At 65.8% G+C, this 18,915-nt stretch carries 20 protein-coding genes; 11 read left to right on the forward strand and 9 right to left on the reverse strand.

Annotated elements, in window-relative coordinates; genetic code table 11:
- Window positions 1-37: 37 nt before the first annotated feature.
- The 9 genes from EXR94_01550 to EXR94_01590 all read left to right on the forward strand — a co-directional run bounded on the left by EXR94_01550 (window position 38) and on the right by EXR94_01590 (window position 6,688).
- Window positions 38-1,054, forward strand: coding sequence for a M48 family peptidase (locus EXR94_01550; GenBank protein MSR01413.1), 1,017 nt, complete (start codon window positions 38-40; stop codon window positions 1,052-1,054).
- Complete coding sequence (purD, locus tag EXR94_01555; protein MSR01414.1) at window positions 1,051-2,325, forward strand: phosphoribosylamine--glycine ligase; 1,275 nt, start codon at window positions 1,051-1,053, stop codon at window positions 2,323-2,325. Before EXR94_01550 ends, purD begins: the two co-directional genes overlap by 4 nt.
- A gap of 4 nt (window positions 2,326-2,329) precedes the next feature.
- Window positions 2,330-2,644, forward strand: a complete 315-nt coding sequence (locus EXR94_01560) for a hypothetical protein (protein ID MSR01415.1) — start codon at window positions 2,330-2,332, stop codon at window positions 2,642-2,644.
- 128 nt (window positions 2,645-2,772) lie between these two features.
- The gene (locus EXR94_01565; GenBank protein MSR01416.1) at window positions 2,773-3,240 is read left to right on the forward strand and encodes a HupE/UreJ family protein; all 468 of its coding nucleotides are present in this window, start codon (window positions 2,773-2,775) and stop codon (window positions 3,238-3,240) included.
- 7 nt (window positions 3,241-3,247) lie between these two features.
- Window positions 3,248-3,799 carry a hypothetical protein gene (locus EXR94_01570; protein MSR01417.1) on the forward strand — a complete coding sequence of 184 codons (552 nt, stop codon included), beginning with the start codon at window positions 3,248-3,250 and terminating at the stop codon, window positions 3,797-3,799.
- Entirely contained in the window at window positions 3,792-4,613 is an 822-nt protein-coding gene (gene mutM / locus EXR94_01575; protein ID MSR01418.1) for a bifunctional DNA-formamidopyrimidine glycosylase/DNA-(apurinic or apyrimidinic site) lyase, read from the forward strand. The genes EXR94_01570 and mutM overlap by 8 nt, the downstream gene beginning before the upstream one ends.
- Before the next feature lie 4 nt (window positions 4,614-4,617).
- Window positions 4,618-5,718 carry a nuclease gene (locus EXR94_01580; GenBank protein MSR01419.1) on the forward strand — a complete coding sequence of 367 codons (1,101 nt, stop codon included), beginning with the start codon at window positions 4,618-4,620 and terminating at the stop codon, window positions 5,716-5,718.
- Between the two features lie 38 nt (window positions 5,719-5,756).
- Window positions 5,757-6,224, forward strand: coding sequence for a DUF2384 domain-containing protein (locus tag EXR94_01585; GenBank protein MSR01420.1), 468 nt, complete (start codon window positions 5,757-5,759; stop codon window positions 6,222-6,224).
- Complete coding sequence (locus tag EXR94_01590) at window positions 6,101-6,688, forward strand: RES domain-containing protein (protein MSR01421.1); 588 nt, start codon at window positions 6,101-6,103, stop codon at window positions 6,686-6,688. The genes EXR94_01585 and EXR94_01590 overlap by 124 nt, the downstream gene beginning before the upstream one ends.
- Here EXR94_01590 and EXR94_01595 read toward each other — a convergent pair.
- The gene (locus EXR94_01595; GenBank protein ID MSR01422.1) at window positions 6,685-7,176 is read right to left on the reverse strand and encodes a metallophosphoesterase; all 492 of its coding nucleotides are present in this window, start codon (window positions 7,174-7,176) and stop codon (window positions 6,685-6,687) included. The genes EXR94_01590 and EXR94_01595 overlap by 4 nt on opposite strands.
- A 15-nt stretch (window positions 7,177-7,191) precedes the next feature.
- Window positions 7,192-7,782, reverse strand: coding sequence for a UbiX family flavin prenyltransferase (locus EXR94_01600; protein MSR01423.1), 591 nt, complete (start codon window positions 7,780-7,782; stop codon window positions 7,192-7,194).
- A gap of 59 nt (window positions 7,783-7,841) precedes the next feature.
- Between EXR94_01600 and gltS the strand changes: the two genes are divergently transcribed.
- Window positions 7,842-9,044, forward strand: coding sequence for a sodium/glutamate symporter (gene gltS / locus EXR94_01605; protein MSR01424.1), 1,203 nt, complete (start codon window positions 7,842-7,844; stop codon window positions 9,042-9,044).
- Here the strand turns inward: gltS and EXR94_01610 are convergent.
- The 7 genes from EXR94_01610 to EXR94_01640 form a co-directional block, all read right to left on the reverse strand.
- Window positions 9,025-9,414, reverse strand: coding sequence for a PaaI family thioesterase (locus EXR94_01610; protein MSR01425.1), 390 nt, complete (start codon window positions 9,412-9,414; stop codon window positions 9,025-9,027). The genes gltS and EXR94_01610 overlap by 20 nt on opposite strands.
- Window positions 9,415-9,512: 98 nt before the next feature.
- The gene (locus EXR94_01615) at window positions 9,513-12,470 is read right to left on the reverse strand and encodes a hypothetical protein (GenBank protein ID MSR01426.1); all 2,958 of its coding nucleotides are present in this window, start codon (window positions 12,468-12,470) and stop codon (window positions 9,513-9,515) included.
- 227 nt (window positions 12,471-12,697) lie between these two features.
- Window positions 12,698-12,955 (reverse strand): hypothetical protein, encoded by a 258-nt coding sequence (locus tag EXR94_01620; GenBank protein MSR01427.1) that lies wholly within the window; start codon window positions 12,953-12,955, stop codon window positions 12,698-12,700.
- 104 nt (window positions 12,956-13,059) lie between these two features.
- Window positions 13,060-13,977, reverse strand: coding sequence for a 4-hydroxybenzoate polyprenyltransferase (gene ubiA, locus EXR94_01625; protein ID MSR01428.1), 918 nt, complete (start codon window positions 13,975-13,977; stop codon window positions 13,060-13,062).
- Window positions 13,974-15,446 (reverse strand): menaquinone biosynthesis decarboxylase, encoded by a 1,473-nt coding sequence (locus tag EXR94_01630; protein MSR01429.1) that lies wholly within the window; start codon window positions 15,444-15,446, stop codon window positions 13,974-13,976. Before EXR94_01630 ends, ubiA begins: the two co-directional genes overlap by 4 nt.
- Window positions 15,433-16,188 (reverse strand): ubiquinone/menaquinone biosynthesis methyltransferase, encoded by a 756-nt coding sequence (locus tag EXR94_01635; protein ID MSR01430.1) that lies wholly within the window; start codon window positions 16,186-16,188, stop codon window positions 15,433-15,435. The genes EXR94_01630 and EXR94_01635 overlap by 14 nt, the downstream gene beginning before the upstream one ends.
- A 16-nt stretch (window positions 16,189-16,204) precedes the next feature.
- Entirely contained in the window at window positions 16,205-17,494 is a 1,290-nt protein-coding gene (locus EXR94_01640; GenBank protein ID MSR01431.1) for a hypothetical protein, read from the reverse strand.
- Window positions 17,495-17,636: 142 nt separating this feature from the next.
- Between EXR94_01640 and EXR94_01645 the strand changes: the two genes are divergently transcribed.
- Window positions 17,637-18,896 carry an amidohydrolase family protein gene (locus EXR94_01645; GenBank protein MSR01432.1) on the forward strand — a complete coding sequence of 420 codons (1,260 nt, stop codon included), beginning with the start codon at window positions 17,637-17,639 and terminating at the stop codon, window positions 18,894-18,896.
- Window positions 18,897-18,915: the final 19 nt, after the last annotated feature.

Genomic DNA, 18,915 nt, shown 5'->3' on the forward strand with positions numbered 1-18,915 from the left:
TCGTATGGTCGCCACCTAAAACGACCGAGAGTACTCCATGACTGGCCTTCCGGCAGCTCGCCCCCGAGTGGCTTTCCCCCAAATTGCGCCCGTTTCCTGGGAGCACCCGGCCGACCGGGCCGCCCTTCAAGGCATGCGGGCCATTCCCGGTTTTGACGATGTGGTTCGCAAGGTCATTGGGATCATGGGGGGCGAACGGGGAATTCGGCTCCTGTTCCAGGGAAACTCGGTCCGGGTTGGGCCGAAGCAGTTCCCTCGGGCGCACCAGCTGCTGATCGAAGTATGCGCCACGTTCGACTGCGACCGGACCCCCGAAATGTTCGTGTCCCAAACCCCGGTGTTCAACGCGGGGGCCTACGGCGTGGACGACCCGTTCATCGTGCTCCACTCGGCGGCCTTGGAGCTGCTCGATGACGAGGAGCTTCGGGTCCTGATCGCCCATGAAATGGGGCATGTGGTCAGCGGACACGCCCTCTATCACACCATTGCCGCGATTCTGTTCATGGTCAGCCTCTCGGCATTGCCGTTCTTGGCCGGGATTGCCCTATTGCCGATCAAGCTCGCGGTCCTCGAGTGGTCGCGGAAATCGGAGCTCTCGGCCGACCGGGCCGGCCTGTTAGGCGGCCAGAACATCATGGCTTCCCAGCAACTGTTCATGAAGATGGCGGGTGGATACCGGAAGGCGCTTGACTCCGGTCAGATGGATCTGAACGAGTTCATGGCCCAAGCCAACGAGTATGCCAATACCCACGAGGGTATGGACATCCTCTACAAGGTCCTCAATACCTTGGGGCTGAGTCACCCGATGAACACCGTCCGGGCCGCCGAGATCCAGCAATGGATGACCTCGGGCGACTACGAACGGATTCTCCGCGGCGAATACACCCGCCGGGGCCAGGAGTCGAAGGACCGGTCGGTGGGTGACGACTTCGGGGCGGCCAAGAACTACTACTCTGAGGCGGGCAAGGAAGTGGTCGGACACGTGGCCGATGCCGCCAAGCGGGCGGCCCAGGCCGCGAAGGACGCGTTCAACAAGGCCCGCACCAGCGCGTGAAGATCCTCGTCGTCGGGAGCGGTGGGCGGGAACACGCGCTCGTCTGGGCGCTGACCAGAGACCAGCCCACCGCCACCATCTTCTGCAGCCCAGGGAACGCCGGCACCGGCGGCCTCGCCACGAACATCCCGATCCCCGCCGAGGCGATCGGGGATCTGCTCGGGTTCGCTGTGCGGGAGCAGATCAACCTCGTCATCATTGGCCCGGAGGGACCCCTGGCCCTCGGGCTGGCCGACCAACTCCGGCACCGGGGCCTCCTGGTCTTCGGACCGAGCGCAGCGGCGGCTCAGATTGAGGCGTCGAAGGCCTGGGCCAAGGATGTCATGAACGCCGCCGGGGTGCCGACCGCGGCGAGCATGACGTTTGGCGACATGGCCGGCGCGATCGCGTACATCGACCGCCACGCCGAGCCGTTGGTGGTCAAGGCCAGCGGGCTCGCCGCCGGCAAAGGAGCGGTGGTCTGCCTGACCCGCGCCGAGGCCAAGACCGCCGCGCGGGAAATGCTCGAGGACCGGATCTTCGGCGACGCCGGGCAGGTCGTCGTCATCGAGTCGTTCCTCGAAGGCGAAGAGTTATCACTGCTCGCCCTCACCAACGGTACGGACATTCGGATCCTGCCAACGGCCCAGGACCACAAACGCCTGCTGGCGGGCGACCGCGGACCGAATACCGGCGGAATGGGTGCCTACAGCCCGGTCTCGCTCGAAACCCCGGAATTGCTCGAGCGAGTCCGGGCCCGGGTGTTGGAGCCGACCTTGGCCGAAATGGCCCGGCGGGGGGCTCCGTTCAGCGGGGTGCTGTACGCCGGCCTGATGATCGACGCCGGTGGCCATCCATCCGTGGTCGAGTTCAACTGCCGGTTCGGCGACCCCGAAACCCAGGTCATTCTCCCACGAGTTACTGACGGACTGTTCGAGGCTCTCCACGCCTGCGCCACGGGGGGCCCCCTGCCGCGCCTAACGGTCAGCTCCGATGCCGCCGTCACGACCGTCCTGGCCGCCAAGGGGTACCCGGACCGCCCCGAGAAAGGGGCCCGAATCGAGATCCCCGCCGACCTGCCGCCCGGCGCCCTGGTGTTTCACGCCGGTACCGTCCTGGCGGGGGACGGAACTGTGCGGGTCAACGGGGGCCGGGTTCTCGCGGTGACCGGCGTGGCCCGGACCTTCGAGCAAGCCCAAGCCGTGAGCCGGGGCGCCGCGGAACGAATTCAGTTCGACGGCAAACAGTACCGACCCGACATCGGCTGGCGCGAGGCCGCGCGGCGATCGTAAGGCCATGAGCAACGAAGTCTGGGTTGGATCAGTTGGGGTAACCGCACTCGAACATTGCCTGGTCTTGCCCCCTGGTGAGCGGGCTTGGGTGGATGTGCTGGTCGGCGGCCCCACCGAGTTGGATTTCGAATCCGAGGTCCGGGAGGCCGTCGTTCAGTACCAACTCCAGGTCGATCGGTTCGGCCCGATCGAGCGAGTGCGCGACCGGCGGATCCCACTCGAACGCACGGCCCAGCGGCTCGAGAAGGAACTCACCAAACGGCGGGGGGTCCGACTGATGACGTTCCGCCCGATCCCGGCCGCCGCCGAGCGGCGATGAACATCGGCTCCGACTTCGCCCTCTATCTCCGCCTCGGCCTCCGTCACATTCTCAACCTCGGCGCCGTCGATCACCTGCTGTACTTGACCATCATGGCGATCCCGTTCGTCTGACGAGAGTGGCGATCGGTGGTGGTGCTGGTAACCGGTTTCACACTGGGCCACTCGTTGACCCTGGCCCTCGCCGCACTCGATGTGGTTCGGGTCGATTCCCAAGTGGTCGAAGTACTGATCCCGGTCACCATTCTGGTCACGGCACTGCTGGTCATGAGCCGAAACCGGCGCCAGGGCACCGAACCCCGGCCGGCCCGCCTCGGAGCGAGCACGTATTTGCTCCCGCTCGGCTTTGGTCTGATCCACGGACTCGGATTCGCGACCTACCTCCGGAGCCTGCTCGGCAGCGGGGAGTCGATCCTCCCACCTCTCCTTTGGTTCAACCTGGGCCTCGAAGCCGCCCAACTCCTGGTCGTCGCAACGGTACTGACGCTCACATCTGTCGTGGTCGACCGATTGCTCGACCGCCGCACCTGGCAACTCGCCATCGGGACCCTGACCATCGCTTGGTCGGCGGCGATGATCGCGGAGCGTCTTTCATGAGGGTACCGTGACTTCCACCGGGGCCGCCCTCGCCTTGATGTTCTTCGCCCCGTCCCCGGCGCGGCATGACCTCCACGTGAGTTATGGCCGAGTCACGATCGAAAGGACCACGGTCACCATCCGGCTCCGGATGTTCACCGACGATCTGTCACGGGCCCTCGCCCGGCATCATGAGCGTGATACGGTCGATGTCGAGGCCAGGCCCGTCGCCGATTCACTCGCCATGGCCTACCTCGGCCGGAAACTCCTGGTGTCGGCCGACGGCCGTCCGCTAGCCGGCCGGATTGCCGCCGCCGGCCAAGAAGACAAGATGTGGTGGTATCTGGTGGAGTATCCGATGGCCGCCACCGCCGCCACGCTCAGTATTGCCAATCGGATCTTCTTCGAGCTGTTCGATGACCAGCAGAACCTGCTCAAGGTGCTTCCGTCCCGGTACGGCGACGAAACCTCCCTGTACTTCGTGCCCGGCGAGCCCGGACCAGCCACGCTCCGCCTCACGCCGCCGGAACCGGACGCCGCCAACCCATTAGATTTGGGCTTCGCCATGCCCAATGCCTGAGCTACCTGAAGTCGAAACCATGGTCCGGGACATGACACCGGTCCTCGCCGGGCGTGTCTTCCAGAGCGCCGCCCTGACCCACACCGATATCCTGTCGGGGGTGACCAGCCGGGCGTTGATCGCCGGACTGACCGGAGCCCGCGTCCTCCGGCTCGAGCGGCGGGCGAAAAACGCGGTCATCGTCACCGACCGGCGGCGGCTGATCATCCAACCCGGGATGACCGGTTCGATGTTCGTCAAACGCCGCCTCGCTCCGGCAGACGTGCGCTATGGGGTCCTCAAGGTGATCCTCGACGACGGCCGGACCTTCATCTACCACGACGTCCGGCGCCTGGGCACCATCCGATGGGTGACCCAAGACGGCTGGGACCGGTTCTCGGCCGCCATCGGGCCGGAACCCCTCGACCCGGGCTTTACCCCCGCCGTGCTCGGCCTTGCCCTCGGCCGGTCGAAGGCGGCCGTCAAGAAGGTCCTCATGGACCAAAAACACCTGGCCGGGGTCGGGAACATCTACGCCAACGAAGCGCTTTTTTCGGCCGGGATCGATCCGTCGCGGCCGGCCAACACCGTCATGCCACGAGAATACCACCTGCTCCATCACCACATTGTCCGGATCTTGGGCAACGCCATCAACGCCAGCGGCACCACGATTCGGGACTATCGCACCGGCACGGGTGAACCGGGTAGTTTCCAGGGAAAGCTTGACGTCTACGATCGGGAGGGCGAACCGTGCAAACGCTGCGGCACCATCTTGGCCGGGACCCACTCGATCGACGCGAGGATTACCGTCTTCTGTTATCGGTGCCAGCGCTGAGCGCGTGACGACCACCCTGCTCCCTCCGACCACCGACCTCGAGACCCTCCGGGCCCGAGTCAAGGCGTTGGCCGAACACCGGCCCGGCGTCTACAAGATGGTCGACGCGATGGGTCACGTCCTGTACGTCGGAAAGGCCAAGCGAGTCAAAGCCCGGCTCCTCTCCTACTTCAATGCGAAGTTCCCCAAGGATAAGGCGGCCCGGATTCTCCAGGCCGCTTGGAACATTACCTGGGACTACGCCCCGAGCGAGTTCGCCGCCCACCTTGCCGAATTGGCCGAAATCCGAAAGCACCGGCCGGCCTACAACCACCAGATGAACCGGCGGCGGAACCCGGCCTTTGTGACCGTATCGTTAGGCACGGCGCCCCGGCTTGCCGTCACCACGTCGACCGGCCGCCAAGACGTCCAGTACTTCGGACCGTTCGCCTCGCCGGCCCGAACCGCCGGCGGCGTCCGGGTCCTGAACGACCTGCTCGGCCTTCGCGATTGTGCCGAGAAGATGCCGGTGGTGTTCCCGGGCCAGGGCGACCTATTCGCCGAACCGACTCAGGCGGCCTGCCCGCGGTTCGACTTCGGCACCTGCGCCGGCCCGTGCGCCGGGTTAGTCGAGGAAATCCGCTATCGGGAAAAGGTCGACGCCGCCGTTTGGTTCCTGGCCGGAGCAGCCATCGAGCCGATCGACCGCGCCGTTGACCAAATGACCGCCGCGTCCGAGCGCGACGACTTCGAGGCGGCGTCCCGCTGGCGCGACAAGTTCGAACAGCTGGAGTGGCTGATCAGTGCCGCCGCCCGGGCCAGGGCCGCGATCCAGGTCCTGACCTTCGTGTACCGGGAGCCCGGCGCCTTCGGCGACGACCGGGTCTACCTGATTCGCCACGGACTGGTTCGGGCCTCGTATCCCTACCCCCACACGCCGATTGAACGGGAGGCGTTCCGGGCCGTCGTCGAAGCCGAGCTCGCCACCACCGTACCCGCGGCCGGCCTGCTTGACCACGCCACGCTCGACGAGATGTTGCTGGTCATGAGTTGGTTTCGCCGCCACCCAGAGGCCTGGCGGCGGACGGTTGCGATCGGCGAGTGGCTCGAAGGTCAGTCGGCCTAGAGCTTGCCAAATGGCATAGAACTATATACATTTTGGCCATGATCCGAAAAACCCTCCAAGTGGCCGAGACCGCCCTCAGCCGATACCCGTCGGCCGATGAGGGCTTTGCCGACCTGCTTGGGTTATCCGCCCAATCCACCATCAAGCTGGTCGCCGCAATCGACGAGGGATTTTCCTACAGCGTCTTCGATCATTTCCAGCGCGAAACCGGCTTCCCGGCCACCACCCTGGCCGAGTTGATCCAGGTCCCGGTCCGGACGCTTCACCGGCGCCGGGCCGAGCGACGGTTTTCGCCGGAAGAATCGGATCGATTGCTGCGGGCGGCCCGCGTCACCTTCTTGGCTCGGCGTCTGTTCGAGGGCAACATGGCGGAGGCCCGGCAGTGGCTCGCCGATCCGCAGCCGGCCCTGAAAGGAGCCACACCACTGGCGTTCGCCCGCACCGACATTGGCGCGCGGGAAGTCGAAGCCTTGATTGGCCGGTTGGAGCATGGGGTGCCCAGCTGAAGATCGTGGTCTGCCGGTTGGTCAAGACCCGGTTCGCGTCCAATCCGTTTGATGGCGAAGGTGCCCGCCTGTTTGGGGGCCGGTGGAACCACCCGGGCGTTCGATGCAGCTATGCCTCGGACACCGCGGCGCTCGCCATCCTCGAAGTTTTGGTGCACCTCAAGACGCCCGGGCTGCTCGATCACTATTCGATCTGCCGGGCGAGCTTCGACGACAGCTTGGTCGCTCGGCTCCCGGCCGGCGATCTGCCCGAGGACTGGCGCTCATTTCCCGCTCCGGCCAGCACCCGCTCCCTCGGCGGTCGTTGGATCGCCGAAGGCGCAGGGGCGGTGCTGCGGGTGCCCAGCACGATCGTGCCGTCCGAGTTCAATTTTGTCTTGAATCCCGGTCACCTGAGTTTTTCGAAGATCCAAGTCCTGCCCGCCGAGCCGTTTGGCGTCGATCGGCGCCTGGGACGCGCCTAGTCCTCGTCGAGACCGGTGAGGGGCACTAACCGGGCTCGCGGCGGAATGCCCGGCTCGAGTTCCATGATCCCGACCGACGCCGGCAGGTCGAACCGCCGGGCCCCCGCCCCACCCGGGTTCAGCACCGTCACCACCTCGTCGACGATCGTCAGCAGCGGCCGGTGGGTATGGCCGTAAATGATGACCTCAGCGTCCGGATACCGGAGATTGACCGCTTCGGGCGTTAGCCGGTCGAATTGGTGGCCATGCAGGATCAGGAACCGGAACCCCTCGATGTCGGTCTCGATGACTTCGGGCACGAGGCGACGGATGTCGAACCCGTCGGTGTTGCCATAGACCGCCCGGACCGGGGCGATCGCTTCGAGTTCGGTCAGCAACTCGGGCGATCCGATGTCGCCGGCGTGGAGGATCTGGTCCACTTCCCGAAACGCCTCGAACACTTCGGGGCGGAGCAGCCCGTGGGTATCGGCGATGATGCCTAGCCGCATGACAGGGTCAGTCGCTCAGCGGGCGCCCCATCGGGGGGCGACTTCGATGTCGAGGTCGAACTGATCGAGGATCCGCTGGGCGATGAAGTCAACGAGATCACTGATCTGTTTGGGCCGATGATAGAAGCCCGGGGCACCGGGCAGCACGGTCACCCCCGCTTCCGCGGCGGCGGTCAGGTTCCGTAAGTGGACCAACGATAACGGGGTCTCTCGGGGCACCACGACCAGTTTCCGACCCTCTTTCAGGGTGACGTCGGCGGCCCGCTCCACCAGCGACCGGCTGGTTCCGTGGGCGATGGCCGAGACCGTGCCCATCGAACAGGGGCAGATCAGCATCCCGCGGGTCTTTTGGGATCCCGACGCCGGCTTCGCCCCCCGGTCGGCATCATCAAAGACCTCGATCGACGGCCATTTTCCGCCGGTGGCTTTCTTGAGGCCCGCCAGATTGGCAATCCCGCATTCCTCCTTGAGGAGCCGCCAACCATGGCCGGAGACGATCAGCCACACGGGTACCTCATGCCGAGCCAGGAGGTCGAGCACTCGGACGGCATACGGTGCCCCCGAGGCTCCGGTAAGGGCAAAGACCAGCGGACGCGGTGTCGGCATGGCGGAAATCTAACCGGGAAGCCGTGACGAATCAGGGCCGGCGAGGATACTCTACCCCGATGCCATTCACACTCAAGCTCGACATGATTCAGACCCTGGCCCTGGCGGCGGTGGTCCTGTTCCTTGGCTATGGCGTCCGCAAGCGGATCGGCGTCCTCGACCGGTTCAACATCCCGGCGCCGGTCATCGGCGGCTTTCTGTTTGCCGCCTTGTCCCTGATCCTCCGGCAGGCCGGGGTGCTGGGGTTTGAGTTCGATACGACCCTCCAAGCGCCGCTCATGATCGCGTTCTTCACCACCATCGGGCTCGGCGCGAGCCTCAAGCTCCTCCGGGTCGGTGGACCGCAGGTGGTCATCTTCTGGGTCGTGGCCAGTGTGGTCGCGGCGTGCCAGAATTTACTCGGCGTCGGGTTGGCTACGGCCATGGACGTCCATCCGTTCCTGGGCCTGATCTCGGGGTCCATCACGATGACCGGAGGTCATGGCACCGGAGCAGCGTTCGGGACATTGATGGAGGACCAGTACGGATTCAGCGGCGGGGTGACGCTGGCGATGGCGGCCGCCACCTTCGGGCTGGTGAGCGGCGGCTTGTTGGGCGGGCCGGTCGCGACGCTCTTGGTCCGGCGAAAGGGCCTCGCCCCCGCCGTACCCACCAACGCGCTCGACGACGAGATCGACACCGAGCCGGAGGGCGAAGCGGCAACCGCGTACACCCTGCTCAAGACGATGGCCATCATTCTGGTGGCGATGGCCCTGGGCTCGGTGCTGAGCGGGTGGCTCAAGCAATACCTCACGTTGCCCGGCTACATCGGGACCATGATCGTCGCGGCCGTGTTTCGGAACAGCCTCGACGCGAGCGGCGTCATTCGGCTGAACCAGCGAGTGGTTGACGATCTCGGCACCGTAGCGCTCTCGTTGTTCCTCGCGATGGCGTTGATGTCGCTCAAGCTCTGGGAGCTCCTCGACCTGGCGCTCCCGATGTGGGTCATCCTGACCGCTCAGGTCACGTTCCTTGGGCTCTTTACCTACGGGGTCACGTTCCGGCTGATGGGCCGGGACTACGCCGCCGCCGTGATGACGGCCGGGCACTGCGGCTTCGGACTCGGCGCCACCCCCAACGCGGTCGCCAACATGCGAAGCGTGGTCGAACGGTTTGGGCCGGCACCGCAGGCCTTCCTCGTGGTACCGATGGTCGGGGCGTTCTTCATCGACTTCAGCAATGCGTTGATCATTACCGGGTTCATCAACTGGGTGAGGCCGTGAGAAACTTCGGCACGCCGATCGCGAGCCCCTTGCCCTCGAGGACCATCAGCGTCGACGTCCCATGGGCCACGAGGTGTCCGGCCTCCGTCATGACCGTCGCTTCCGTATAGCCGAGGGTCCGGCCGGATTTGATCGCCCGGCCGGTCGCGAGGAGCCGGCCCGAGGTGGCCGGCGAGAGGTAGTTGAGCTTCAAATCAACGTTCACGAGCCCGGCCGTTTCCGGGATCGATCCAAACCCCGCCCAGAAGGTCGCGGTATCAACCAGCGTAGCGATCACGCCACCATGGACGATGCCAAACGGCTGCAGATGGCAATCGGCAATGTCGAGCTCGACCCCGGCATCGCGAAGCCCAACCGACGTCACCCGCATCGGCAGGTGACTGGGAAACGGACTCGCGTTGGTGCGGCGGAGGAGTTCCGCGACGTAGGCGGGGTTGAGCACCAACCCCGCCTCGGTCCAGCGCTCGGTCACCGATCGCTCCCCGGCCCCGCCGGCCGGGCTGCCTTCCCGGCATCGAGATCGTTCCAATTGAGAATGGCATTGAACCCCAAGAAGTAGGTCCCCTGGGTCTGCCACCGCCAAAACGGCCGGATCGCAAAGCTCACCACATGGCCTTTGCCTAACGGCGCATCGACCAGCTGCGCGCGCCCCGACAGGTATTGCCCGCCGGCCAAGGTACCCGACAGCAACATGTCATTGGGATTGACCGGGAATTGCATCACCACCCGAGGCCGGGCCTCGTCGCCGCCGAGCCCGAATGCCCTGGCCACCTCGCGGAACTGCGCCATTTGATCGGCCTCGCCCCGGGCCGGCCGGCCCGACGACGCCGAGCTGTCGGCGTCCCACGGCGACAGCGTGAGGCGGCTCGCCATCGGGGTCGTGTTCTGGCCGACCCCCGGAATCTGATTGCCGCCGCCGAAGAACGCCGCGAATTCGGGGGGAATGCCGCCGCCACCGGCATTCAAGACCGGATCTTGGTTGAAGTACACCGGGAGGTTCCCGCCGTCGAACCCGTACACCAAGGGACTCTTCTTGTCGGCGATGACCCCGCGCATGACCGACCCACGAACAAACAACTGCGCCGGGCTCTCGACCGTCACACCCGAGGTCAGGCCGTAGGACGGGAAAATCGTGGCGGTCGATCCTTCCACGATCAGCGTGCCACCCGCCTGAACGAATTTGGCCAGCTCAAGCAATCCTTCCATCCCCATCCCACCCCGAATGTCGTCGCTCTGGTCGAGGGCGCCGAGATTCGGCGTGGTGGTTGATTTTTGGTAAGGGAGCGGCGCGGCGCCGGTCTTGGCGATGCCGTTCACCTGGGCCGTGGCGCTGCCGCCGACATGCGGGAAGATGATGACGTCGTACTTGGACCGGAGATTCCCTTGCGCAAGCTTCTGATCGGCAAAGTACTGATAGGGAACGCCATAGGTGTCGAGCGCGGCCCGGACCCAGCCTTCGTCTTGGGTCCGCTGCCAGCTGTGCACGTACCCGATCCGCGGCACGTCGAGATCGTGGCTCTTGACGCCGGGCGCGGCCGCCACGGCAAAAGCCGAGAGGCCGAGTTCAATCAGGGTTGGCTCGAGCTTAGCACGATCTGCATTCGCGATGATGAACGCACCGGCCCGGAACGAATGGCCCGCCGCCTGAAAGTCCTCCTCGGCCGCCTGCATCGGCACCCCGACGTGCCGGTACCGCAGCGTCATCAGGTTGTTGTCGCTGGTATGATCGACGATCACCACGGGGCCAGTGCCTGCGATCCCGCCGGCGGCCCGGACATCGGCCATAATCATCGTCATTGGCTGATCGAGAACCCCCTTCTCGGCGACCGGCGTGATCGTCAGGTTCCGCATCAGGCCGAACGTCCACCCGGTGTCGTCGTAGGGGCGCGGATTGGCCGGGGCGTAGTTCTGGACCGAGAAGTACATCTCGGCCAGGGTGCGATACGGTTGGTCGGCCCGGACCACGTAGTCGCCCGCCTGGACCTGGACCTTCCCGGCGGCAAACGACCCGGTGGCCCGATGAATCTCGAGACCCTGGCGCCGAAGGTCGTTGACCGCTTGCGCGGCGTCCGCCTTCCGGCGCTGGCCCGCCGGAATCACCCAGGCATAGGGCGCGCCGGTCTTGCCCTTGTCCACCGCTCGCTTGTTCTTGAGCCAGTAGTTTTCGAGGTAGAGCTCCCGGTTCTTGGCCACGTGGTTCAGCACGATCAGCAATGCCGATTGCTGGATGTTGGTGTTATTCCTGGGGCCCCACGCGATCGAGGCGAGCGGCGGGTTCGGACGGAACCATTCGCGGCTGGTGGTCGTCGCGGGCGGACGGATCGTCGTGGTATCCGGCCCGTAACTCTGGACCTCGTAAAACCGACCCACGGCGTTGTGGGTGTGGGCAATGAAGAACATGTAGTTTGGTACCCAGCCGTCGTAGAACCCGTAGGTCCACACCCCGGGCACACCCCGCTTCGTCATCTCCATGACCTCAGTCTTGGCCAGGAGCCACCACTCATCCACCGTAATCGGGTCGAGGGACTCGTTGTACGGGCCGGTCCCGGTCGAAGCGTAGAGATAGGTGACTGACTCGTGGAGGTCGTGCATGATAGTCGGGGTCCACTCCACGAACAGCTTGGTGACATTCTTGGTGAGGGCCAGGAACTGTCCCATCCCGTCGCGATTGTTGTCATGGGCCACGTACTTGCCCCAGTACATCAGCGGCAATCGTTGGGCACCGGCGGGCTGCTTCTTGTTGTAGTAATAGGTATCGACGTGTTTCTCGCGGCCGTCGACTTCGATGACCGGGGTAATGAAGGTGATCACGTTCTTCCGGATCGCCTGGATGTAGGGCGTCTCTTCCACCGCGAGCCGGTAGCCCAACTCCATCAGCATCTCGGGCCCCCCGGTCTCCGGCGAGTGCATCCCGCTCGTGAGCCAGTAGATCGGCTTGGCCGTCCCGATGATCCGGCGGGCTTCGGCCTCGGTGGTTCTCCGCGGGTCGGTCAGCGAGGCCAGCATGCCCCGGTACTGCTTGAGTTTCCGAATCGTCTCCGCGTCGGCGATGGCCGTGACGATCATCTCGCGGCCTTCTTCGGTGGTGCCGATGCTCCAGGTCAGCACCCGGTCCGAGGCCTGGTCGAGCGCCTCGAAATAGCGATGGATGTCTTTCGCATAGGTCAGCTCGCCGGGGGTGCCCACGATCCGGCCCAGGAACTTGAGCGGAGTCGGGACGGTGGCCGAGGCGGGGAGATGATCGACGAGTTCGGTCGAGATCCGGGGATCGCGGAGGTATTCCTTGATCTTCTTGGTGTACTCCTGGTCCACCGCTTGTCCGCTCTGGGCCGATATCGCCCCAGGCCGAGCGGTGCTGACGGCAACTAACAACGCGGTGAGCCGGGCAATCGACGCGCCGAGCGCCGCCCGTTTCGAGTGTCGCATCCGGTCTTCCTCTCTGGCTTTGAATCCTGACGCCGCGAATGCGGCTTCCCCAACAATACTCGGACGTCCGGGGTTTTGCCGCCGGTTACCGCCCCCGCCGGTTGGGAGTCGGTGACCGAACGGGGTGTTTGGGCGGACCGAGAGGGCCGCGGCGCGGAGGGCTGGGCGAACGGCCCGGCCGGTCGGATGGCCGAATTGGCGGATCGGGCATCGGGCGCCCTGGGATCTTACGGGGTGACATTCTGCCCCGGTCGTTGCCGGACGACCACCACCGTCACGTTGTCGCTGCCGCCGGCTTGACTCGCGAATTCTTCGGGCCGCTGCAGGTAGATGGCCCGCTCTGCCCCAGTCGACGTCTCCGCGGGATACCACACTTGGATGACGACGCGGCGCCGGTCATCGGGGTTCTTGGTATAGAGTTCCGGGCGGGTCGGATCGGTCCAAGAGAACTCTTGGGTTCCCACCGGGTACGGTCCGGACGGCACCTCGAAAGGGTGCTCGGCAACCTTCGGACTGATCCTCTAAAAGACGTATCCGGCCCCGGCCACCACCAGCAGCAGGACCGCCGGGAGGAACTTGGTCCATTTTTTCATCCGAGGATCCTGTCGGTCAAGGCAAACACGAAGACAACCACGCTCATCACCCCATTCATGGTAAAGAACGCCGCGTCAAGCCGGGAGAGGTCACCGGGTTTGACGAGTCGATGTTCGTACCAGAGAATCCCGGCCGCCACCGCCAACCCGACGTAGTACCACGCCCCGAATCCCACACCCCACCCGAACAGCGCCAGCGCTGGAATGGTCACCCCGTGAAGCAGCTTGGCCATCAGAATGGCCCGACGCTCGCCTAACCGCACGACCGCACTCTTGAGACCTTCGCGGCGATCGAAATCTTCGTCCGGCAGGGCATAGAACATGTCGAACCCGGCCACCCAGGTGGCGACGGCCACCGTCAGCGCGACGAGCAGCCAGGCCGGATCGCTCCAGGCTCCGGTAATCGCGAGATAGCCACCGACCGGCGCGATGGCGAGACCCATCCCGAGCCAGAGGTGCGGCCACCAGGTAAAGCGTTTCGAGAGGCTGTAGCCCATGACCCAGACCAGCGCCACGGGACTCAAGTAAAGGCAAAGCCGGTTGAACGACCCGGCCGCGGCCAGAAACACGACTGCCGCCACCGCCACCGAGATCCAGGCTTGCCGGACCGTCAAGGCCCCGGTCGGGAGTTCCCGGTTCATCGTCCGGGGGTTCCGGGCGTCGAACTCACGGTCGGCGATCCGATTGAAGGCCATGGCCACCCAACGCGCCGCGGAAAACGCGATGGCGACCTGGACCACCACCCACCCGGAGACCGGATGAGTCATCGAGGCCGCCACCACCCCGAGCATCGCGAACGGCAGCGCAAACAGGGTGTGGGGGAGCTTGACGAAATTGAGGTACCGAACCAGCACCGACCGCCCCTCGAACGTTTGGCCCTCGCGGTGTCCTTCCCGCTGAACCCCGACGCTCATAGCCCCAACTTGCTCCACATCGCATCAACCGCCGACTTGGTCGCCGGGTCCATCTCGATGAGCGGGGGCCATTCCCTCGTCTGGCCCTCCTCGGGCCATTTCCGGGTGCCATCGATGCCCATCTTGCTGCCGTACGTGAACGCCCGGCTGGCATGGTCGAGCACATCGACCGGCCCCATACTGAAGCGGACGTCCCGTTCGGGGTCGATGTTGTTGAGGGCAATCCACCACGCTTCGTCGGGATCCTGGACGTTGACGTGCTTGTCCACCACCACGATGACCTTGGCCAACGACATCAGACCGGCGCCCCACATGGCGTTCATGACTTTAGACGCTTGCCCTGGATACTGTTTGTCGATGGCCACGAACACGAGGTTGTGGAAGATCCCGCACGCCGGCATGTGGTAGTCGACCACCTCGGGCGTGGTGAGCTTGAGCAACGGCAGAAAAATCCGTTCGGTGGCGTGACCGAGGTAGTAGTCTTCCATCGGCGGGCGGCCCACCAGCGTGGCGGGAAAGATCGGGTCCTTCCGCATCGTCACGCAGGTGATGTGCACGGCCGGATACTGATCGGCCAGCGAGTAGAAACCGGTGTGGTCCCCGAACGGCCCCTCGGTCACCAGCGGTTCGGCCGGATCGATGTACCCTTCAAGCACGATGTCGGCCTCGGCCGGTACCTCGAGATCGCAGGTCACCGCCCGGGCCAGCTCGACCGGCGATTTCCGCAAGAAGCCGGCAAACAGGAACTCGTCGATCATCGGCGGCAACGGCGCCGAGGCGGAGTACATCGCCGCCGGGTCGCCGCCTAACGCGATGACGACCGGCATCTTCTCACCCTTCTCGGCCATTTCCCGCCAGTGAGCGGCGCCTACCTTATGGCGCTGCCAGTGCATGGCCACCGTGTTCTTGCCGATGACCTGGACCCGGTACATCCCGACGTTCCGGATCCCCCGCGACGGGTCTTCGGTAATCACCATCGGCAGGGTAAGGTAGGGGCCGCCATCGCCCGGCCACGTCACGAGCACCGGCAACTTCGCGAGGTCGACCTCGTCGCCTTGCCAGACCACCTCCTGGCACGACGGCCGCCCACTCCGGACCTTCGGCGGGAACTTGGCCACCTCCGCCAACTTCGGCAGCATGGCGAGTTTCCCGAAAATCCCCTCGGGTACTTTCAAGTTGAGCAATTCGGAAATCCGCCCGCCGATCTCGTCGAGCCGCTCGACGCCGAGCCCGAGGCACATCCGCCGCATCGACCCGAACAAGTTGATGCCGACCGGAATCGGGTGCCGGGCACCCGAGTCCGAAATCGGGTTCTCGAACAGCAGCGCCGGCCCCCCGCCCGGACTCTTCATGACCCGGTCGGCGATCTCCGCCATCTCGAGCCGGGTCCGCACCGGATGCCGAATCCGAACCAACTCCCCAGCCTTCTCAATGGCCGCCACAAACTCCCGCAAACTATCGAGTGCCATCCCCTACTCCCCCCCCGAGTGCCGAACCAACGTGGATCGCACAGATCCCGCCCCGCAACAGACGGTAGCTGACCCCCCCAAACCCGGCCCGTTCCATCTTGGCCTTGAGTTCGTCCGGTCCCGGGAACGCCAGCACCGACTCCGGCAAGTAGGAATAGGCGCTCCGGTGTTTCGAAACCAATCGGCCGATGAACGGTAACACCCGCCGGAAGTAGAAGAAGTAGAGGCCCCGAAGCGGCTGCCAGGTAGGAGTCGTGAACTCGAGCACCACGAGTTTGGCGCCGGGCTTGAGCACTCGGCCTGCCTCGATCAACCCCCGGTCGAGATCCATCAGGTTCCGGACCCCAAACCCCACGGTGGCGCCATCGAATTGCTCGGAGTGGAACGGGAGATCGAGCGCATCGGCCGCCACCGGGACCACCGCCGCCGACTTGCCCCGGCCAAGATCGAGCATCGGCTTGACGAAATCAGCCCCGATCACCCGGCCCCGAAACGCCGGATCGTTGCCAAGTGTGGCGGCCAAATCGAGCGTGCCGGCGCAGAGATCGAGGTACGTCCCCGCCGGGGCCCGCTCCCAGCCCAGCGCCTTGACGGCATCGCGGCGCCACCGCCGGTCGATGTTCAGGCTAAGCACGTGGTTGAGGAGGTCGTACCGCGGGGCAATGGCCGTGAAAATCCCCCGGACGTAGGCCCGTTTCGCGACCCCGCCCTCGAGGGGTAATTCCTTGTCCGTCGCTAACATAGGCGAAGAAATTAGCCTACCGCCGACCCGCCTCCAAGAACACCGTCCGGAGTCGATCCGCCACCTTGAGCTCCTCCCCGTCCCGCAGCACCCGGGTCCGCGCCGTCGCATGCCACCTGGTGGTATCCCGGTCCTTGGTGATGATCACCTCGAGTTCTACCCGAGGGGTACCTTTGACCAAGGCGGCCCGGAGCGAGTCCTTCGTCAGTCGGATGTCGCGCTCGTCCCACGTCAGATCCGCGTCAACGTAGCCTGCCGTGTTTTCATCGAGCCGGCAAGTCAGACCCGGGATGTCCTGCAACCGGCCGACGATTCGGGCCGCCCGGGCATTCCATCGCTCAGCCTCGGCCTGGTGATCCTGGCGGACGAACCGTTCCAGCGCCACCACCAACCCGATCACTTCTTCCTTGCCGACTTTCATGCCCCGGCCGACGTTGTCGAACGGCGTCGCGTTCCGCCGGGCCGCCTCGATCAGGTCCTTCCGGCCGGCCAAGATCCCGGACGACTGAGGACCCCCGATGACCTTGCCGCCGGACATCACCACCAAGTCGGCTCCCGCGTCGAGAAACCGCCGGAGACTGCCCCAGGGCGGCAAGTCGGACGCCATGTCGATCAACACGGGGACACCGGCTTTCCGGCCCATCGCAATCAGGTCTTCCTGCTTCACTAGCCGCGGATCCGGCGGGGGCGCCCGGCCGGCCGAAAGCGGCGGCGCGAACATCCCTTGGCGCTCGGCGTTGGAGAGCCCGGCGATGAACGCCGTCTTCGGGCCGAGTTTGGCCTCCAGGTCGGCCCGGGTGGCCCCTTCAGCGATCGTGGCGCCGGCCACCCGATAGGCCCGGTCGTAACCGAATCGCTGGCATGATTGGATCAGACACTCACGCCGGTCCCACGTCGGGTGGGGCAAGGCCGCGATCTTCTCCTCGTCGGTACCCGTTAGGCAGGCCGCGGCCCCAAGCACCAGGCCCGAGAACCCGCCCGCCGTGACCAACGCCGCCTCGGCGCCGACCAAGGCCGCCACCCGCTGGCCGGCCGCCAGCGTCAACTCATGGATGTCGACGAAGAACTCGTTGGCTTCGGCCATGGCTTCGAGGACCTCCGGCGCCATCCGCCCGCCCCCGAGCCGAGAGATATGCTCGTGCGCCCCAAGGTGGGGCCGGACGCCGAGCAGCCGGGTGTAGACGTTGTGCTCGAGATCGGCGACCGGGCGGACGGGAGTCTCGCCCCGGACCGAAGGCAGCGCGACAGCCACCGTCGCGGCCCCGACAAATGCCCGGCGGCTCAAGCTCCCCTGGTGATCGGTCATTGGGCGGATCCTTTCGCGGGTATCGGCCTCGGACGAGGCGCCGAGCCCAACGGTAGAGCCGACCCGGGCCGCTCGCAACCCGGTGGGCCCTTGATCGCCGCCGTGCCGCCCCTTCTATTCCGGCAACCCAAAGGACCCTCCCATGCGCCGCCTGCTCTGTCCGATCGCCCTCGCAACCCTTCCGGTACTGCTGGCGGCCCAGGCCGCCCCGACGACCACCGCTATCAAGGCGGCCCGGATGCTCGATCTCGCCTCCGGTCAGATGGTGACCAATCCGGTCATCGTGGTCCAGGGCAACCGGATCGTCTCACTCGGCCAAGCCACCGTGCCGAAGGACGCCCGGGTCGTCGACCTCGGCGACGTGACGCTCCTCCCGGGGTTCATCGACCTCCACACCCATCTCTCCGCCGAGATTTCGGCGGCCTCGTTTGTGGCGCCGGTCACCCTGACCATGGCCGACGCCGCCTTCAGCGCGGCCCATTTCGCCCGAAAGACGGCGCTGGCCGGATTCACGACCGTTCGTGATTTCGGCGGCGATGTGACCGTGGCCCTCGGCAAGGCGGTTGACCGCGGGTTGACGGTCGGACCCCACATCGTGCCCTCGCGGGAATCCATCGGTATCACCGGCGGGCATTGCGACGTCACCGGCTTCGCCCCCGGCATCGCGGAACAGCGGCCCGAGGACGGGGTGGCCGACGGACCCTGGGGCGTCGTCCAAGCCGTTCGCTACCAGATCAAGCACGGGGCGCAGGTCATTAAGATCTGCGCCACCGCCGGGGTTCTGTCCCTCGAGGGACCGGTTGGCGCCCAGCAGTTGAGCGATGAGGAGCTCAAGGCCATCGTCGACGAGGCGGCCCGCCATGGGGTCCGGGTCGCGGCCCACGCTCATGGAACCGAAGGAATCAAAGCGGCCGTCCGCGCCGGCGTCACCACGATCGAGCATGGCTCGATGCTCGACGACGAAGCCATCGCCTTGATGAAGGCCAGGGGCACCTATCTGGTGCCGACCACCTACTTGGTCGACCGGATCAACTTGGCGGTCCTGCCGGCATTGGTTCGGAGCAAGGCTGAAACGATCCTGCCGCTGGCCCGGGCCAGCCTTCGGAAGGCCATAGCGGCCGGGGTCAAGATCGGGTTCGGCACCGATGCCGGGGTCTACCCCCACGGCGAGAACGCCGGCGAGTTCGTCGCCTACACCAAGCTCGGCATGTCCCCACTCGACGCGCTCCGCTCGGCCACCATCGTCGCCGCCGAGGCCCTGGGGGTCACCGACCGGGGAACCATCGCCCCGGGCAAGCTGGCCGACCTGATCGCCGTCCCTGGCGATCCGCTCCGGGACATCACCGCCACCCAACGGGTGAGTTGGGTCATGGTCGGCGGCCGGATCGTAACGCCGCAATGACCCGGCACTCGCCCTGGCC

It is taken from the genome of Gemmatimonadota bacterium (assembly GCA_009692115.1).
Lineage (GTDB): Bacteria > Gemmatimonadota > Gemmatimonadetes > Gemmatimonadales > GWC2-71-9 > SHZU01.

Excerpts from the sequence above, each read along its gene's own strand:
- ubiA (MSR01428.1), bottom strand. The coding sequence starts at position 13,977 with ATGAGCGTCGGGGTTCAGCGGGAAGGACACCGCGAGGGCCAAACGTTC.
- EXR94_01640 (MSR01431.1), bottom strand. The coding sequence starts at position 17,494 with ATGACCGATCACCAGGGGAGCTTGAGCCGCCGGGCATTTGTCGGGGCC.
- EXR94_01550 (MSR01413.1), top strand. The coding sequence starts at position 38 with ATGACTGGCCTTCCGGCAGCTCGCCCCCGAGTGGCTTTCCCCCAAATT.
- EXR94_01635 (MSR01430.1), bottom strand. The coding sequence starts at position 16,188 with ATGTTAGCGACGGACAAGGAATTACCCCTCGAGGGCGGGGTCGCGAAA.
- EXR94_01600 (MSR01423.1), bottom strand. The coding sequence starts at position 7,782 with ATGCCGACACCGCGTCCGCTGGTCTTTGCCCTTACCGGAGCCTCGGGG.
- EXR94_01560 (MSR01415.1), top strand. The coding sequence starts at position 2,330 with ATGAGCAACGAAGTCTGGGTTGGATCAGTTGGGGTAACCGCACTCGAA.
- EXR94_01585 (MSR01420.1), top strand. The coding sequence starts at position 5,757 with ATGATCCGAAAAACCCTCCAAGTGGCCGAGACCGCCCTCAGCCGATAC.
- EXR94_01595 (MSR01422.1), bottom strand. The coding sequence starts at position 7,176 with ATGCGGCTAGGCATCATCGCCGATACCCACGGGCTGCTCCGCCCCGAA.
- EXR94_01630 (MSR01429.1), bottom strand. The coding sequence starts at position 15,446 with ATGGCACTCGATAGTTTGCGGGAGTTTGTGGCGGCCATTGAGAAGGCT.
- mutM (MSR01418.1), top strand. The coding sequence starts at position 3,792 with ATGCCTGAGCTACCTGAAGTCGAAACCATGGTCCGGGACATGACACCG.
- EXR94_01610 (MSR01425.1), bottom strand. The coding sequence starts at position 9,414 with ATGCGGGTGACGTCGGTTGGGCTTCGCGATGCCGGGGTCGAGCTCGAC.
- EXR94_01645 (MSR01432.1), top strand. The coding sequence starts at position 17,637 with ATGCGCCGCCTGCTCTGTCCGATCGCCCTCGCAACCCTTCCGGTACTG.
- gltS (MSR01424.1), top strand. The coding sequence starts at position 7,842 with ATGCCATTCACACTCAAGCTCGACATGATTCAGACCCTGGCCCTGGCG.
- EXR94_01615 (MSR01426.1), bottom strand. The coding sequence starts at position 12,470 with ATGCGACACTCGAAACGGGCGGCGCTCGGCGCGTCGATTGCCCGGCTC.